Origin of the sequence: Mucilaginibacter sediminis, from assembly GCF_051903035.1 — a bacterium.
Lineage (GTDB): Bacteria > Bacteroidota > Bacteroidia > Sphingobacteriales > Sphingobacteriaceae > Mucilaginibacter.
The window spans coordinates 1,219,966-1,237,250 of record NZ_CP170602.1; the positions used below are offsets into that span (position 1 = coordinate 1,219,966).

The 17,285-nt window shown below is 46.0% G+C and carries 9 protein-coding genes; 1 reads left to right on the top strand and 8 read right to left on the bottom strand.

Annotated elements, in window-relative coordinates:
• Positions 1–14: 14 nt before the first annotated feature.
• Positions 15–998 carry a sugar phosphate isomerase/epimerase family protein gene (locus ACFGVS_RS04865; protein WP_439697701.1) on the bottom strand — a complete coding sequence of 328 codons (984 nt, stop codon included), beginning with the start codon at positions 996–998 and terminating at the stop codon, positions 15–17.
• A 406-nt stretch (positions 999–1,404) separates the two neighbouring features.
• Here ACFGVS_RS04865 and ACFGVS_RS04870 point away from each other — a divergent pair, with 406 nt between their 5' ends.
• Positions 1,405–2,703, top strand: coding sequence for an IS110 family transposase (locus tag ACFGVS_RS04870; RefSeq protein ID WP_274209026.1), 1,299 nt, complete (start codon positions 1,405–1,407; stop codon positions 2,701–2,703).
• A gap of 187 nt (positions 2,704–2,890) precedes the next feature.
• Here the strand turns inward: ACFGVS_RS04870 and ACFGVS_RS04875 are convergent, their stop codons facing one another.
• The 7 genes from ACFGVS_RS04875 to ACFGVS_RS04905 all read right to left on the bottom strand — a co-directional run bounded on the left by ACFGVS_RS04875 (position 2,891) and on the right by ACFGVS_RS04905 (position 17,098).
• Positions 2,891–3,766, bottom strand: coding sequence for a transglutaminase family protein (locus tag ACFGVS_RS04875; protein WP_439697702.1), 876 nt, complete (start codon positions 3,764–3,766; stop codon positions 2,891–2,893).
• 55 nt (positions 3,767–3,821) lie between these two features.
• Entirely contained in the window at positions 3,822–6,374 is a 2,553-nt protein-coding gene (locus ACFGVS_RS04880) for a circularly permuted type 2 ATP-grasp protein (RefSeq protein ID WP_439697703.1), read from the bottom strand.
• A 23-nt stretch (positions 6,375–6,397) separates the two neighbouring features.
• On the bottom strand, positions 6,398–9,757 hold the full coding sequence (locus tag ACFGVS_RS04885; protein ID WP_439697704.1) for a DUF2126 domain-containing protein: 3,360 nt from the start codon (positions 9,755–9,757) through the stop codon (positions 6,398–6,400).
• 168 nt (positions 9,758–9,925) lie between these two features.
• Positions 9,926–12,082 (bottom strand): c-type cytochrome domain-containing protein, encoded by a 2,157-nt coding sequence (locus ACFGVS_RS04890; RefSeq protein ID WP_439697705.1) that lies wholly within the window; start codon positions 12,080–12,082, stop codon positions 9,926–9,928.
• Positions 12,083–12,267: 185 nt separating this feature from the next.
• A complete protein-coding gene (locus ACFGVS_RS04895; RefSeq protein ID WP_439697706.1) occupies positions 12,268–13,725 on the bottom strand; it encodes a DUF1501 domain-containing protein in 1,458 nt (485 codons plus the stop codon).
• Position 13,726: 1 nt separating this feature from the next.
• Positions 13,727–16,045 (bottom strand): PSD1 and planctomycete cytochrome C domain-containing protein, encoded by a 2,319-nt coding sequence (locus ACFGVS_RS04900; RefSeq protein WP_439697707.1) that lies wholly within the window; start codon positions 16,043–16,045, stop codon positions 13,727–13,729.
• Between the two features lie 183 nt (positions 16,046–16,228).
• Positions 16,229–17,098, bottom strand: a complete 870-nt coding sequence (locus ACFGVS_RS04905) for an OmpA/MotB family protein (RefSeq protein ID WP_439697708.1) — start codon at positions 17,096–17,098, stop codon at positions 16,229–16,231.
• Positions 17,099–17,285 lie beyond the last annotated feature (187 nt).

The following is a 17,285-nucleotide window of genomic DNA, read 5'->3' on the forward strand; positions in this document are numbered from 1 at the left end:
TCATAGTTGATCTTTTACAGATCATATTCCTTTAACCATCCTCTTAAGGTGGCCAGGTCTTTTTTCACAGCAGTTGTAAATGCGTCCTTGCTGATAGTTAATTGTTTGGCGCCATCCTGCGCGCCGCCAAGTTCATATTCGCAGTGCAGGCTCATGGGTCCGTTTATTTTCTGTTCTTTTAATATACGAAAATATTTTGGAAAATCCACCATACCCTCGCCCAAAGGCACACTTTTAACCTGCCATTTGCCATCTTTTTTGTCCCAGTAAAAATCTTTTACATTGGTTGTTTTAATCCGTGGGATAAGTGTTTGGATAGATGTTGACCAGGTGTCGGCACCTTCGGTAGTGGCATGCCTTACGTCGTACTGGCATCCAATAAAATCAGGACTGGTTGCATCCATCCCCAGCCAAAGATCCCAAACCGAGGCGCCAAATAACTCGCCCGAATGGTTTTGATAAGCACCATGCATGTTATATTGGCCGTTAAGGGCCTCAAGCGCCTTAAACTGTTTGTTTATAGCTTTCAGGTTTTCGGGGATGCCGATGCTTTTATCATAATTTAACCAGGCCATCCGGTAGTATTTAATTCCTAATGCCGATGCTGCCTTCAAAATATCATGAGTATATTTTTCGTCGGGCGATTTAATGTTGGTTACAATGGTATAAACTTTTAAACCGGCTTGCTCAACTGCGGCGACTGCTTTTGGCAGGTCGGCAGCCACATACTCCGGCAATACGTGCCCATCGGGCCTTACGGTAAGGTCTACCCCATCAAAACCCATATCTGCCGCCAATGAGGCCATATCAGCGTAATTGAGCCAATGCAGGTGCTTGGAGAAAATGCTTACTTTAATTTTTCCGGGGGAAGATTGAACGGCATCGCTCCTATTTGAGCCTTTGGGTAAGATAAATCCTTTGGCGTTTAAACCTAATGCCATGCCGGCCGTTGCCATTGTAGCTGCTGCAATAAACTTTTTGCGGCTGATATTTTCCATAAGCTTATAAATTGGTATTGCAATATACCAAAAGCCGGATGGAATTTCAGAAGAAGAGTTGTAGGAGTGCTAAGCCGGAAGTTTTAAGCCCTAAGTCAAAAAAAAGATTTACATTTTACAATTTGCCATTGGTATCTTCCTATGACCTATTCGATTTACAAGGAGGGTGGGCCTGTCAGTCTGAGTGTTAAAATTTCGCGAAATTCTGAAGGTGAAATGACATACTTTTGTTAACGCTGTGCAGTGTGGCCGGTCGAGTTATAGTGCTTCGTGCCTGTGTCTGAGTATGGTTCCGAAGATAGAGTCTGAAGGTATGGTACGATCCTGTTTACAGTGATTTGTCCGATGGGTAGCCTGTTTTTTCCTTATACTCCTTCGGGCACAGCTTATTTAAAACAAGCTTGATATGGAAAAAATGCGTACACATGCAGCCGGTATAGATATTGGCTCCCGTCATGTTTTCGTTGGCCTGGAAAGCGGCCCTGTCCGTAGCTTTGAAACCTTTACCGGCGATCTGGTAGCACTTAGTAAATATTTACTGGAGAACCGGGTAACTACAGTGGCGATGGAAGCTACAGGTGTTTACTGGTATGTACTTCATGATATCCTGTCAGATGCAGGGTTAGATGTGTGGCTGGTCGACGGCCGCCAAACCAAACAGTTGCCTGGAAGAAAGACAGATGTGAAAGACTGCCAGTGGATCCAGCAGTTACATAGTTATGGTTTACTGAACCGTTGCTACGTTTCTGAGGGGCTGCTCAAGGAGCTACGTAGTTACCAGCGATTACGTGAAGACCACCTCCGGAGTGCCTCGATGCATATTCAGCATATGCAAAAGGCCCTGATCGAAATGAATATCCGTTTACCGGAAGTATTAAGTCAGATACATGGGGCCAGTGGAAAAGCCCTTATAACAGCAATCCTTTCCGGTGAAAGAGACCGTTATAAGCTGCTTGCTCTCTGCCACAAAAAAATCAAAGATAAAAAGAGCGAAGAAGTATTAAAGGCTTTGGAGGGCCATTACACGCCACATGGGCTTTTTGCCCTGGAGCAGGCTTATAAGGCATATCTTTTTTATCAAGGCCAGATCTTGGAGTGTGACCGGAAAATAGATAGCACCTTGCAACAGATTAATAAAGACAAACAACTACCGCCCGGTACAAATACCGGAAATAGAAAACCGATCAGGCACAATAAGCCCCAGGTTAAAGACCTTGGCGGGCATTTGCTGAAAATATTTGGTGGCCGGGATGCCACCAGACTTCCCGGCTTTACAGATTATAACTGGTTACAGTTATATACAGAAATTGGAGCCGATTTAAGCCAGTGGTCGACGGAAAAACGGTTTGCCAATTGGCTTGGGGTATCTCCCGGTCAGAACCGTTCGGGCAAGAAAAACAAAAGTAAAAGCAAAGGAAAACCTACCGCCGGCCAGATATTCAAGGAGATGGCGTGCGGCTTGCTAAACAGCAAATACATTGGATGGGGAGCATTCGCCAGGCGGTTAAGAGGAAGAAAAGGTCCGGCGATAGCCATCAAAGCAACTGCCAGAAAATTGGCTATTCAATATTGGCGTTTAATGGTTAAAGGGAGCGATTTTGTAGAAAAAGGCATAGAGGCATATGATAACATGCTTAAAGAGCAGAAGCAAAGGTATTTACAAAAGCTCGCTATCGAATTTAATGTGGACTTAGTACCTATATAATTCGATATGTCATGGGTAATTCTGAAGGGAGAATGACAATCAAAAAATAAACGACTGTCATCCTGAGTAAGTTTTATTTGTGCGCAAATAAAACTTACTCAGGATGACAGGAAAATTGGATATGTCATGGATAGTTACGAAGAATGACACAGAACACAATTATAAAACACTTGGTGGCGTAGCTGTACTACTCCACCCTCCGCACATCCACATTTACATACATCCGTTGCCCGGCGCCGCTGTAAACCACACCTTTTAACGGTACTACATCGGCAAAATCGCGGCCGATGGCGGTGCGGATGTGGCGGTCGTTAACCAGCAGGTTATTGGTGGCGTCAAACTCGGTCCAACCTATGTCGGGAATGTACAATGCGATCCAGGCGTGTGAGGCATCCGAGCCAAATAGCTTTGGCTTTCCGGGCGGCGGCAGCGTCTCGATGTATCCGCTTACGTACCTGGCCGATAAGCCTAACGAGCGTAGGCAGGCCAGCGAGAAATGCGCAAAATCCTGGCAAACGCCTTTTTTATGTAAAAAAACTTCTTCCAGCCTGGTTGTAACATCTGTAAAGCCGGGCGTGAAATCAAAATCATTATATATGCGGGAATTAAGGTCAAGCATGGCTTCCATAATTGGCCTGCCGGGCGTGAATGATTTTAATGCATACTCCCGGATGCCTGGTATAAACATAACATGATCCGATTCGAGATAAAATTGCCTGATGTCACTTTCGGCATCGGTACTTTTCAGCCAAATCACCACGTTTTCCCAGGGTGTTGTGTTTTGGGGTGCTGCGCTAATCCATACCGGCTCCGAAATTTTAACCTCGCTTTTTATCTCGACGGTTAACCGTTTATGAAATTCTTCTATCGAAAAATAGATAAATTTATTACTGAAAAAATCCTCCCTGGTCACTACTAAATGTGGTACGGGATGAATTTGGTAGTTCACATTCTCAACCTCCTGGAAACTATGGTTAACCGGCACCTGGTATACCAGGTTATGGCATAACGAAGCCGGCAACTGGTATTCATATTTGGTAATATGGGTTACCTGGTATTTCATAAGCTTTGGCAGTTTTGAAAACACCGGTTAAAAAATGGCTTTGTATTAGCGGTTCTCATAGTTCGGGTAAGGCGTTATTATTCTTCACAAAGCTGTACTGGCTTTGTGTTGGGCTAAAGTAGCTTTCAAATATAATGGTTGATGCCTGGCTCAATAAGGTAATCAGGTGGTGCAAAAAGCCACTAAGCTCTTTTTTGCCAAAACCATTGGCATTGGCCGATGGTACCATCTTGTTTACATCGCAAAGCCTGATCATCGTTAATGCCTCCAGCAGTTTTTTGTGTGCCGGGCTAAGGCCGCCTTCTTTATGGTTATCTGGCAGATGCGCCAGGTGCTCATCAATTTTAGCGATTAAAAAGGCCACCGACTTTGGATTATCCTCGTTAACGAGCAGCAAATTGAGCACACCCGGCAATTGCAGCGTCGACCGGTATAGGTAGCGGTAGGTAACCAAACTCTCGTTGCACATCAGCACCAGTTCCATCAGTTGCTTCTCCACCTCGGGTGTTACGTTGTTTGCCAATGCAGCCTGTAAAATGATGCATGTATTTAACGATGATTCTAAAAACCGGCCGATGTTAAGCAACCGCCAGCTGGATGCCCTGGTCATGTTATCGTTGTTGAGGCCGATGAAAGCCATCAGCTTGATGATAAACTGATCGAGGTTGTGGTAAATCTTGCGTAAATCGTTGCCGTTTTCCTTCATCAGCTCAAACTCTTCGGATATGCTATCCAAAATCCTCCAGGTATCCAGGCTTAAACGATCGCGTACGGCATAGCCGTTTGTTAAAAATGATTGCAGGGATTGCGCCAAAGTACCTGCCCTGCCTGTTTCAACAGCCAGTGACAATAATTCTTTTTCGGGCTGCCTTAACCTGGCCTGGTCGACTGAGGCAAAGCCGGGTAAAGTGCCCGTTACCGCGCTTAAAGTTTTTAGCAGTATTACCAGCGTTTGGTTGGTTTCAGGATGAATTTCGTCATCGCGCTCATTGTAAATCTTAAGCACGATACGCATTAGCCGCACATTGGTCACTGCCCTGTCGAGGTACCGGCCCAGCCAAAATAAGCTTTCGCCGGTGCGGCTTGGCAAAATATTTTTTACCTGCCGCAATACCGGCTGGTTAACCGCGGGCTTTGCCTGGCTTTGGGGCGATGGCCCCAGTACCCAGGTATCTTTACTGATACCTCCCGACTGGTTAGAAATAATAAACTCGCCTTTTGTAGGAAAACTCCTTGACAAACCGCCTGGCATTACATGGTAAACCTCTTTATCCATATCGGCTACAATGTAACTCCTGAACACGGCGTTGCAGGCTTCCAGGTTGTTACCAATTAATGATGGCGTGGTGCTGAAGCTTACTACCTCCTGCGCCACGTATAAATAAGGCCGGGTGTTTATTTCGACCCTCAAATCTTCTATCTGCTTTTTGCTCAGTTCGCTGCCGATGTATGGGCGGTTCTCGTTACTCCGGTAAATAGACCGGATAATAAGGAAGGGCAGGTTATCCAGCACATACTTTTTCTCTTTCTCGTGCCCGCACCACCAGGTGGCTACCGATGGTAATATCAGATCTTCGTTTAACAGGTGCTTGCACAGGCGCGGCAAAAAAGCCATCAGCCCCGGATTCTCCAATATGCGGCCGCCTAATGGGTTAATAATAGTTACCTTTTTTTGCCGTACCGCTTCCATCAACCCAACCACCCCTAAGTGCGAATCGCCTAAAAACTCCAGCGGATCGCAAAATATATCATCAACACGGCGTACAATAACATCTACTTTCTCTAACCCTTTTAAGGTTTTTAGCCATACATAGCCGTCGCTCACGGTTAAATCCTGCCCAAAAACAAGGGTAAAGCCTAATGACGATGCCAGGTAGGCGTGCTCAAAGTAAGTTTCGTTGGCGGTACCGGGCGATAATAGTACCACCCGTGGGTTCTCTTTATTTTGTAAAGCGAGCCTGGTAAGCGTATTTTTTAATGTTTGATAATAAGACGAAATTTTACGCACCTGGTTTTCGCGGATCAGATCAGGAAAAACCCTGGTCATGGCGGCCCTGTTTTCAAGCGTGTATCCGGCACCTGACGGCGCGTCGGCACGGTCATGCAGCACCCACATTTTGCCAAGCGGCCCTCGTACCAGGTCGGCAGAGTATTGGATAAGCTGGAATTTGCCGGGGATTTTAATTTTATCAGCCTGCCTTAAAAACCCTTTATGGGTAAATACCAAATCAAAGGGAATAAAACCCTCTTTAATCAGCCTTCGTTCGCCATAAATATCAGATATGATCAGGTTAAGCAATTCGGCACGTTGTATCAGGCCTTTTTCAATATTCTCCCATTCCTGTTGGCTGAAGACCATAGGCACAGGGTCAAGCTTCCAGGGGCGGTTAATACCGTCAGGGTCGCTGTACACGTTATAAGTAACCCCATTATCGCGCAACTCCTGGCTAATTTCCCGGCTCCGCTGCTCCATTTTTTCAAGGCCCAGCTCGTCATAAGCATGGGCAAGCTTTTTCCAATGCTCGCGCACCACGCCTTCGGGTGCGGCAAGCTCATCAAAAAAAGGTTTGGCAGTTTTACCGTTCCGCTCCAGGTAAGTTTCAATCATTTTCCAAATGTCTGATTTTTCTGCTATAAATTCCTGGCATTTTTATATCGCCTCAAATCCATGGTATACGGGTATTCCGGGCTAACTACTTCATTGGTGATGGTATATTGCGGCAGTATATTCATTTTGGTAACAAACCTCCCTCCTGCTGTTTGCTGAGCAACAGCAGGCTCAACCAGGTTAACCGAATGGCCAAAATCAAAAAAGCGGGAAATGATGCGCGATTCGGCTTCATAACTGTTTACCGGGAAGGTATCGTAGCTACGTCCTCCGGGATGCGATACATGGTACTGGCATGCAGCCACTGATTTTTGCGTCCAGGTGTCAAACAAATCAAACACCAGCGGCGTATCCGTACCGATGGTGGGGTGTAGTGCCGATGGCGGTTGCCAGGCCCGGTAGCGTACGCCGGCAATATATTCGCCTTGTACACCTGTGCTTTTTAGCGGTATTTTTAAACCGTTACATAAAAAGGTGTAACGCGAATCGGTAAGGCCCGATATTTTAACCTGGATACGCTCCAGCGATGAATCCACAAAACGCGACGTGCCTGTGCTCGACATTTCTTCGCCTAATACATGCCATGGCTCAATGGCCATCTTAATTTCGATATTGATATCATCCACCTGCAACTCGCCCAGGAACGGGAAACGGAAGCTAAAGAAAGGCTCAAACCACGAGATATCAAAACCATAACCGGCATCGCGCAGGCTATTTACCACCTCGGTCATATCTTTATAGCAATAGTGCGGCAGCAGGAATCGGTCGTGCAGCTCGGTTCCCCAACGCACCAGTTTATGGTTGTATGGGGTTTTCCAGAACCAGGCCAACAATGTGCGGATCAGCAGGAACTGCACCATGCTCATGCGGTAATGCGGCGGCATATCAAAGCCCCTGAACTCCAGGATGCCTAACCGGCCACTTGATGAATCGGGCGAATAAAGCTTATCGATACAAAACTCCGAGCGGTGGGTATTGCCGGTGATATCTGTTAAAAAGTGACGGAAAATCCTATCAACCAGCCAAAAGGGAACTTCATTTTCGGCCCGGTCGGGTACCTGCTGAAACGCTATTTCCAGCTCATACAATGTTTCCATCCTGCCCTCATCAACACGTGGCGCCTGGCTGGTGGGGCCTATAAACTGGGTAGAAAACAGGTACGACAAGCAAGGGTGATGCTGCCAGAAGGTTATAAAACTGCGCAAAATATCGGGCCGGCGCAATAGCGGACTATCAGCCGGTGTTTCGCCACCCAGGGTTACGTGGTTACCCCCACCCGTCCCGGTATGCCTGCCATCAATGTTGAACTTTTCCGTCGCAAGGCGCGATTCTGCTGCCTTTTTATACAGCACATCGTAATTTTTTGCCAGTTCGCGCCAGCTTGCCGCGGGGTGAATGTTCACTTCAATAACACCCGGATCGGGCGTTATCATCATTTTGGTGATACGATTATCGGATGGTGGATCGTAGCCTTCAATCAATACGGGCATCTTTAGCTTCTCGGCTGTACGTTCAACGGCATTAACCAGGTACAGGTAATGCTCAAAGTAACTGGTCGGCGGGAAAAATATAAAAAGTTTGCCCTGCCTCACTTCAACCACCAACGCTGTTTTAAAAATGATTTTGCTGTTATTGAATTTGGCCCCGGTTTCGGGAATCAAATGATCGCCATCAGGCAAAGCATCCACATCGGCAAAAAGGCTTCTTTCCGGTAGCTCTTCCTGCTCTGCCGGATCAAAATATTGCACAGAATCCAATGGCAGGCGCAAGCCCACGGGCGAATTGCCGGGAACAAGGAACAAATTTTGCCGCCTGAACGACCATTTACAACTTTGCCAGTTGCTTTGCTCCAGGTCCCATTTAATGGGCACTACGTAGCCTACTGGCTCGTTCAGCCCGGTATTCAGCAACTCGGCCAGTTTTTGTCGCTCCAGCGGAGATTTCAGATCAACCTTCAGCGGATCGACATTGATGGGCGTTTTACTCTCTTCCCACAGAAAATAAAATGGATCTTCGTAAGTTGGATTAATATTTTTAGGGTCAATATGCAATTCTTTGGTAAGCAACTTCATGAAGCTTTTGGCATCCTTAGGGCCAAGGCCGTAATCTTTTGACAAGTCGGCCATTAACGCGTCGTTGTTCCACAACGGCACATTATCCTTACGCCAATAGCAGGCCAGTTTCCAGCGTGGCAGCGGTTCGCCTGGGTACCATTTGCCCTGCCCGTATTGCATTAACGCGCCTTCGCCATACTCGTTTTTAAGCTTGTGGAACAAGATATTGGACAGGCGGCGTTTATGCTCGCCATCAGCTGCCGAATTCCATTCAGGCGCTTCGTTATTATCTACCGATACAAAAGTTGGCTCGCCGCCCATAGTGAGGCGTACGTTGTTGGCGGCAAATTCCTCATCAACCTTATCGCCAAGGGCCATAATATCTTCCCATTGCTCGTCAGAGAATGGTTTGGTTACCCGTGGTTTTTCTTCAATACGGGTAATGGTGTTTTCAAAATGAAACTCTGTTTTGATGGGGTCGTTTGTATCGCTGATGATACCACCACTGATCGGGGCCGCGCTTTGTGGATCAGGTGTACAGGCCAATGGAATATGTCCCTCACCGGCAAATAAGCCGGATGTCGGGTCGAGCCCTATCCAGCCCGCACCAGGCAGGTAAACTTCCGTCCAGGCATGCAGGTCGGTAAAATCCTGTTCGGGGCCTGATGGGCCGTCTAATGATTTAATGTCGGGCTTTAACTGCACCAGGTAGCCCGATGCAAAACGCGCGGCCAAGCCAAAATGCCTTAGCAATTGCACAAACAGCCATGCCGTATCACGACATGAGCCCGATTTAAGTTCCAGCGTTTCCTCGCATGATTGTACGCCCGGCTCCATGCGGATATTGTAGGAAATCTCCAGGTAAAGCAGCCTGTTAAGGGTGACTAAAAAATCCTGAGTAACTGCATTTTTCTTGAGTAACTCGGCGGCTTTCTCTGTTAAATCCATTAACAGCGGGCCGCGCTCGGTTATCTCCAGATACGGCACCAGGTTCTTTTTCAATGATTCTTCATACTCAAAAGGATAGTGATTAGCATACTCTTCTACAAAAAAGTCAAAAGGATTTATCACCACCATATCGGCAATAACCTCTACATCAATCACAAATTCGTTTACCTTGTCCGGGAAAACAATGCGGGCCAGGTAATTACCAAAGGGATCCTGCTGCCAGTTTATAAAGTGCTTTTCGGGTAATATTTTTAACGAGTAGCCTTTAATCATGGTACGCGAGTGCGCGGCAGGCCGTAAACGGATAACTTGTGGCGAAAGCGTGATATGTTTATCGTACTTGTAACTTGTAAAATGACGAATTGCTACTTTTATTGACATCGGCTATGTTTTATGTTATAAACATAGCCTATTTACAGTAAAATATTCAACAAAACAGTTAAATTTTTATTGATTTTTTAATATTTATAAAATTCACTATCCACAATATCAATAACGCTATTGGCCACAGTTAAGCCGCAGTGGTAAGCTGTGTATTTATCAGCCATCTTAATTCAAAAATACCTCATCCATAAAAACCCAGGCAGGTTTGCCTTTTGCAGGATGCCAGGCTGGAACACTTTTAAGTGGCCTGGCAACCAGCTTTATACAGGATATGGGCTGGCTGTTTTTTAATTTACACTCCAGGCTCATGATGCTGTAAGTATCTTTTTTAAGCGGCATGGCGGGTGTAATACTCCCTAACAATTTAAGATGAGATTGATCGGTACCGCCCCACACCTCTACCTTCGCCGGTAAAAATATCTGAGGGCCTGTATTGCGCATCACATTCAGGTTAATTGCATGCAAATCGACGGGCTTATTAAACCACATCAGCAATTCCAGGTCTTTTTGCGAGGCCAGCCATTTTCCATCGCCAAAGTTACCACTGCCCAATTCCTTATCTATCATTGTTTTAGGACCCTCTCCTTTGTACTTACTATCGGGATAGGTTAAAAAACTGACGCTATCAGGCGTGTAGGTAGATTTGTAAATGTTAAACTGAACCGTGTCGCTGCCTATCCAACCGGCTTTAAAGGCCCTGGCGCGAATTACCGTGCTTTGCGTGAACGATACGCCGGGTTTATAGGAGATAGCATGAATACTATCCGGCGCGCTACCATCGGTAGTATACCGGATATCGGTTCCTTTTATCGGGTTGCCAAGCTGCAACAGGTAACTTTGCTTAAATATTACCGCAGTGTTCTTTAACTGGGGACTGGTAAGTTTTAAAGGCTTGCCATCATCTTTAAAGCCCGTTAATAGGACAACGTGCTTATTTGCTTTTTGCAATGGCACAAGATCGACGGTTTTAAGGCCGGTATCCCAGATGGCCAGTTCGGTGAGGCTTTTGATGGCTGCCAGTTGCTTTACATCGGCAGCATTTAATTTCACGCCGGCCAGCGAGAGGCTTTTAAGCAACTTAAGCGAAGCCAGTTCTTTTAGCCCTGCGCCGGTAACATCGCTAAAATTGAGATTAAGCCTGCGCAGGTTTTCAAATTGGGCTATCGTTTTCAAGTCAGCATCCTTCACCGGCATTTTATTCAGGTCGAGCGATACCACTTGTTTTTTAACGGGGCTAAGCTCATCAAGCGACTTGATGTTGTAGGTGCTTTTATTGTAAATATTAACGGCCAGAGCGGGCGATTCCTTAGCCAGCGGATAAATTACCCGGTAATTATTGTTAAGTTTTTTAATCTCCTTATCATCAGCTGCCGAAAAATCGTATATCTCCTCCGCGCTTTCGGCGGGTTTTAATAATGTTGCCGCAATCATCCGGAGCGAATCGGTTGCGGGCAGGTCGATAACCTTTTTCTTAAAGTCGGGCTTGTTTTTTACCCAAAGGTAAAGGAGTACTTTTTCTTCGTCGGTTAGTTGCGGTTTACCGGTAGGCGGCATGTGCTTCTTCTCTGTTTCGGGCATGTGTACCCGCTGCAGCAACAGGCTCATAGCCGGATCGCCGGGGATAAAAAGTTTACCATTTTTGCCGCCTTTTAACATTGCAGCCTGGCTGGTGAGCATTAGTCCGCCTTTCATTTTATCCGCATTATGGCAGCTTTGGCATTTGGCTTCAAAAATTGGCCTGATAACGTCCTGGTAAACAAAGGCCTTGTCAATGGGCACTTTGTTTTTTTCTTTATCCATTACCGGCCCTAAAACAAAATCATCGCCATGGGTAAGGTTTGCACCAAAATGCCCGGCCACTATTAAACAGGAAACTGTGACCAAAGCCCCTGTTTTGGCCAGCGTAGCTGTATATTTTGATGTGTTGCGAATAAGGTAAACGCCATAGCCCACAAACGCCACGCTGACACCAAACCACTTATGCCATAACAAATTGCCTCCCTCGTAACCCGGCTCGCGCGATAACAGCAAACCCATAATTACCGTTAACGACGATAAAAGCGCACCCAATACAAGCAAATAATTGGTAAAGTATTGGTAAAACTTCTCGTTAACAAATTCGGCCCTGAACCGGAAAAACTCCAGCACCATGGCCAACATGAGTATTACTATAGGGAAATGTAAAATTAAGGGGTGCAACCGCCCAACCGGCTGTAACCATTGCGGCACAACCAGGCCATCGCCGGCTACCAGTAAAACTAAAATGAAAATATTAAGTGCAAACAATGCCGCGTCTGCGAAAACCTTGTGGTTGCCCTTCATACCAGCAACAATATTTTATTTATCAAAACCAAATAAGCTAAAACGTTTTAAACACATCGACAAAAAGATATCAGCCGTAAAATCTATCAAAACCGGATAAGCTAAAACGTTTTAAGCATATCGCTAAAAAGGTATCAGCCGTAAAAATCAAAATCCTGTCAATCCTGTAAAACCCTAAAATCGTGTTAAGTGATAATCCCCTTTACCACATTTCCGGCCACATCCGTCAGCCTGTACCTCCGGCCTAAGCTTTTAAACGTAAGCTTTTTATGATCGATGCCTAACTGGTTGAGCATGGTAGCATGAAAATCATGCACATGCACAGGATCTTTAACAATATTATATCCAAAATCGTCCGATTCGCCATAAACCATGCCCGGCTTGATACCACCGCCGGCCATCCACACACTAAAGCAGCGCGGGTGATGATCGCGCCCATAGTTGGCTTTCTCCAACTTGCCTTGGCTGTAATTGGTACGGCCAAATTCGCCGCCCCATATTACCAGGGTTTCATCCAGCAGGCCGCGTTGTTTTAAATCGGTAACCAAAGCGGCCGAAGCCTGGTCTACGTCCTTAGCCTGCCCGGCCATTTCCTGTGGCAGGTTACTATGCTGATCCCATCCCTGGTGGTAAAGCTGCACAAAGCGAACGCCGTTTTCTGATAGCTTCCTGGCCAGCAAACAATTGGCCGCGTAAGTACCGGGAATTAAACATTCGGGGCCGTACATTTTTACGATGTCGTCCGATTCTTTGGATACATCCATAATTTCGGGCACGGCAGTTTGCATGCGGTAGGCCATTTCGTACTGCTGTATCTTGGTGTTTATCTCCGGATCGCCGAATTGTTTATAGTTGATATCATTTAAAGCGGCCAGGTTATCCAGCATTTTTCGTCGTTCGTGCCGGTTTAATCCTTCGGGATCGTTCAGGTACAATATCGGGTTTTCGCCGCTGCTGAATTGTACCCCCTGGTGAATAGAATCTAAAAAGCCATTACTCCACAATTTGGAGTAAACCCCTTGTCCGTTGCCTTTTCCCTTGGATAACAATACCGTGAATGCAGGCAGGTTTTTGTTCTCGCTGCCAAGCCCATAGCTTACCCACGACCCCATACTTGGGCGGTTACCCTGCTGTGCCCCGGTCTGGAAAAAAGTAAGCGCAGGATCGTGGTTGATGGCATCGGTGTTCATCGAGCGGATGATACAGATATCATCGGCAATTTTGCCGATATGAGGGAACAGATCGCTCACCCATGCCCCCGATTCGCCGTATTGTTTAAAATCGTAAAATGAACCTACCAGCGGGAACGAGGCCTGCTTAGCCGTCATCCCGGTAAGTATCTGGTTGCCACGCACCGAAGCAGGCAGCTCCTGCCCCATCATCTCTCGTAATTTTGGCTTATAATCAAATGATTCCAGTTGTGAAGGCGCGCCGTCCTGGAAAAGATAGATCACCCTTTTTGCCTTAGGTGCAAAGTTGGGGATGCCCGACACAAAATCAGCTTCGGCATCGGCACCGCTACCACTAAAAAGATCGGGAATAAGTAATGAGCCTAACGCAACACTGCCTATCCCCAGGCTTAACCTGGACAGGAACTTGCGCCGGTTTATATTGAGCCTGCTCTCTAAAAAATCTTTTTCCATATCAGGTTTTTGTTATCGTTTCTTCTACATTGTACATGGCATCAACCACTTTCATCATAGCTGCTAATTTTACTTTATCAAGGTTGGCTGGTATCGGGTATTCGCCAACGCTTAACAGCTTTTGGGCGTCGGCCTTGTTCATCCCCTTCAATTCATCGTTGTAATAGGCTGTAAGTATGGCCAATTCTTTTTCCTGCGGATGGCGGCACATGATCAAGCGGAAAGCTTTGGTTATTTTATCCTGCGGACGACTGTTATCCTGCAATAACCTTGCTGCTAAAACACGGGCGGCCTCCAGCACCGTAGGGTCATTAAGCATCACCAAAGCCTGTAAGGGCGTATTGGTGCGCAAGCGTTTTACCTCGCACTGATCGCGGTTACTGGCATCAAAAATACCCAGCGAGGCCGGCGGCACGGTGCGTTTGATGAGTGTATACATGCCCCTGCGATAAAGGTTGGGGCCGTGTACCTGTTTATAGCTGGCCAACTGCCCGCGGCCGGATGTCGCGTTTTCCCACAAGCCGGGCGGCTGGTACGGATTAACACTTGGGCCGCCAATGGTATGGTTAAGTAACCCGCTGCTGGCCAAAACCAAATCGCGCACAAACTCGGCAGGCAAGCGGCTACGGGGGCCGCGCGCCAGCCATGTATTTTCTGGATCGTCCTTTAACTTTTCGGGGCTGATTACTGCTGATTGCCGATAGGTAGCCGACATAACAATTTGTTTTACCAGCCGTTTGATATCCCAGCCATGATCCCTGAAATCAACCGCAAGCCAATCCAATAATTCGGGGTGCGACGGCAAATCGCCCTGCATGCCAAAATCGCCCGAACTTTTTACAATGCCTTTGCCAAAAAATTCCTGCCAAACCTGGTTTACAAATACCCTTGCCGCAAGCGGGTTGTTTTTATTAAACAGCCATTCGGCCAAACCGAGGCGATTTTTAGGATAGTTGGCGGTAAATGGTAATATAGCTTTGGGCGTACCCGGCTCAACAACATCACCATGGGCATCGTAATTGCCTCTTTTAAGAATATAAGTAGGCCGCACTTTATCACTATCTGTCATGATAGATACAATGAGTTTATCGGTATCCTGCTTATTGATAAAACGCATCACCTTTTTCACTTCATCGTTACTGATCGGCATTAAGGGCCGTTTGGCATAAGTTTCGGGCCCGCCTACAACCGACTCAATGCCTACTTCCTTTACATTATTAAAAAACGCAAACATTTGGTAATAATCCTTTTGCGAAAACGGATCATATTTATGATCGTGGCAATGGGCGCACTCCAACGTAACCCCAAGCAGGGCTTTGCCGAAGGTATTGGTACGATCGGTTACGTAGCTTACCCGATACTCTTCATCAATTACGCCGCCCTCTTCGGTAATTTTGTGGTTGCGGTTAAAGCCTGTTGCCAGTAGCTGCTCGGTAGTGGCATTGGGCAGCTGGTCGCCGGCTATTTGCCAGGTAATGAATTTGTCGTAAGGCAGGTTTTCGTTGAAGGCGTGAATCACCCAATCTCGCCAGGGCCACTGGCTGCGGTAGTTATCGTCCTGGTAGCCGTGCGAATCGGCGTAACGGGCTACATCCAGCCAATGCAGGGTCATTTTTTCGCCGTATTGTGGCGATGCCACTAACTGGTCAACTATCTTTTGGTAAGCGTTGGCGCTGTTATCGGCCAAAAAGTTGTCCATCATTTGCAAAGTCGGCGGTAAGCCCGTCAAATCAAGCGATACGCGTTTTAGCAAACGTTCCTTATCAGCTTCGGGATTAGGATCAAAACCTTTTTGCACCATTTTTTGCAGCACAAAATTATCTATGGGATTTTTTGGCCATGCGGTATTTTGAACCTGCGGAACAGCATACGAACGGGGCGGCACAAAAGCCCAATGTTTTTCATAACGGGCGCCTTGTTTTATCCATTGTTTAAGCAGGTCGACTTCAAAAGGCGTTAATTTTTTGAGGTTGGATGACGGCGGGGGCATTTGTTCGGAAGTATCTTTGGTTGAGATACGCCGGTAAACTTCAGACATCATCGGATCGCCTGCTACAAGCGCATGGGCTGTCGGGTTATCTTTCAGCGCTTTAAAAGCACTTTCTGGAATATCAAGCCTTAAATCGGCCTGGCGGTGTGCAGCGTCGGGTCCGTGGCATTTAAAACATTTATCAGATAATATGGGGCGGATGTTAAAGTTGTAGCTGATGGTATCGGGCATTTGCTCCGCATCTGTTTTACCGGCCCGGTTGCAGGCATGTATGATAAACAAAACACAGGTGGCTATTACAAGCCACACTAAATACAATTTCCGGAACATCAGTCTACTAATTGGTTAATTAAGAAATTAAAGTTATTAATTTCAATTGTAATCTGCAATTTGATTTCCGGGCCCTTGGTAACATTTCAACTACAGAAATTAACCAACAATAAAAACGGGCTTAACAAAAATGCTAAGCCCGTTTTTCCTGTTGAATCCTGATTCTTATCTTCTGACTCTTTTTTATTGTTTAACCGGGGTGGTATCCGGTGCTTTACCTATCAAATCCATAAACTGATCAAGTTTTGGTGTGATGATAATTTGGGTACGCCTGTTTTGGCTTTTACCTGCCGGTGTGGCATTATCCGCAATTGGATTATACTCGCCGCGGCCGCCCGCAGTTAAGCGTTTGGGGTCCACATTATAAGTATTTTGCAAGGCTTGTACTACTGATGAAGCCCTAAGCGTACTCAAATCCCAATTATTACGAATGTTGGTTTGCTTAATTGGTACATTATCGGTATTACCTTCAATCAGCACATCATAGGTTGAATAATCGGTAATGATCTTAGCAATTTTGGCCAAAGCGGTTCCTGCTTTGTCTGAAATTTCATAGCTACCTGATTTATATAACATATTATCAGACAAGGATATATACACGACACCTTTAAGTACCTGTACATCAACCCCCTGTGCTTCTTCCCTGCTTAATGAGCGAGTAAGATTATTGGTTAACACCATATTAAGCGAGTCGCTTTTGTTTTTGGTTGCCACCAGGTATTGGATATATTTATTGGAGGCATTTATCTCATCAACCAATTTCGAGATGTTTGCACCACCCTGGTTGTTGCCGGCCAAACATTTGTTCAATGCATCTTTTAACGATGCATTATTTGACCGTTCGGAAGTTAGCTGTTCTTCCAGGCTGGTAATACGACCGTTTGACACGGCAAGTGCCTGCTCGCTCCTCTGATATTTTACGCTGAGGTCTTGTGTGCTATTTTGCAATTGCGTGTAATTGCCCTCGAGTTCCTTGTATTTTTTGCTGCTAACGCAACTTTGGGTTACCGTTGCTACAATGAGCACCAACGGTAATAGATGGTAAATTTTCATATCTGTAAATGTTTAATAGCCGGTTATAATTATTTATAAGCAGCATTGCATTTACAACAACATTTTGAGTAAAAAGTTTACCATGCCATATTTGTGCAGTAAAATTACCTTTACACCCTCATTATCAAATATTAAACTAAACAGCAGCCCCTAAAAATCAAATCACAACATTAATATTGGGGGCTTA

Bases quoted from the DNA above. Each gene is read 5' to 3' on its own strand.
- ACFGVS_RS04880 (WP_439697703.1), bottom strand. From the start codon at position 6,374: ATGATTGAAACTTACCTGGAGCGGAACGGTAAAACTGCCAAACCTTTT.
- ACFGVS_RS04865 (WP_439697701.1), bottom strand. From the start codon at position 998: ATGGAAAATATCAGCCGCAAAAAGTTTATTGCAGCAGCTACAATGGCA.
- ACFGVS_RS04905 (WP_439697708.1), bottom strand. From the start codon at position 17,098: ATGAAAATTTACCATCTATTACCGTTGGTGCTCATTGTAGCAACGGTA.
- ACFGVS_RS04900 (WP_439697707.1), bottom strand. From the start codon at position 16,045: ATGTTCCGGAAATTGTATTTAGTGTGGCTTGTAATAGCCACCTGTGTT.
- ACFGVS_RS04890 (WP_439697705.1), bottom strand. From the start codon at position 12,082: ATGAAGGGCAACCACAAGGTTTTCGCAGACGCGGCATTGTTTGCACTT.
- ACFGVS_RS04885 (WP_439697704.1), bottom strand. From the start codon at position 9,757: ATGTCAATAAAAGTAGCAATTCGTCATTTTACAAGTTACAAGTACGAT.
- ACFGVS_RS04895 (WP_439697706.1), bottom strand. From the start codon at position 13,725: ATGGAAAAAGATTTTTTAGAGAGCAGGCTCAATATAAACCGGCGCAAG.
- ACFGVS_RS04875 (WP_439697702.1), bottom strand. From the start codon at position 3,766: ATGAAATACCAGGTAACCCATATTACCAAATATGAATACCAGTTGCCG.
- ACFGVS_RS04870 (WP_274209026.1), top strand. From the start codon at position 1,405: ATGGAAAAAATGCGTACACATGCAGCCGGTATAGATATTGGCTCCCGT.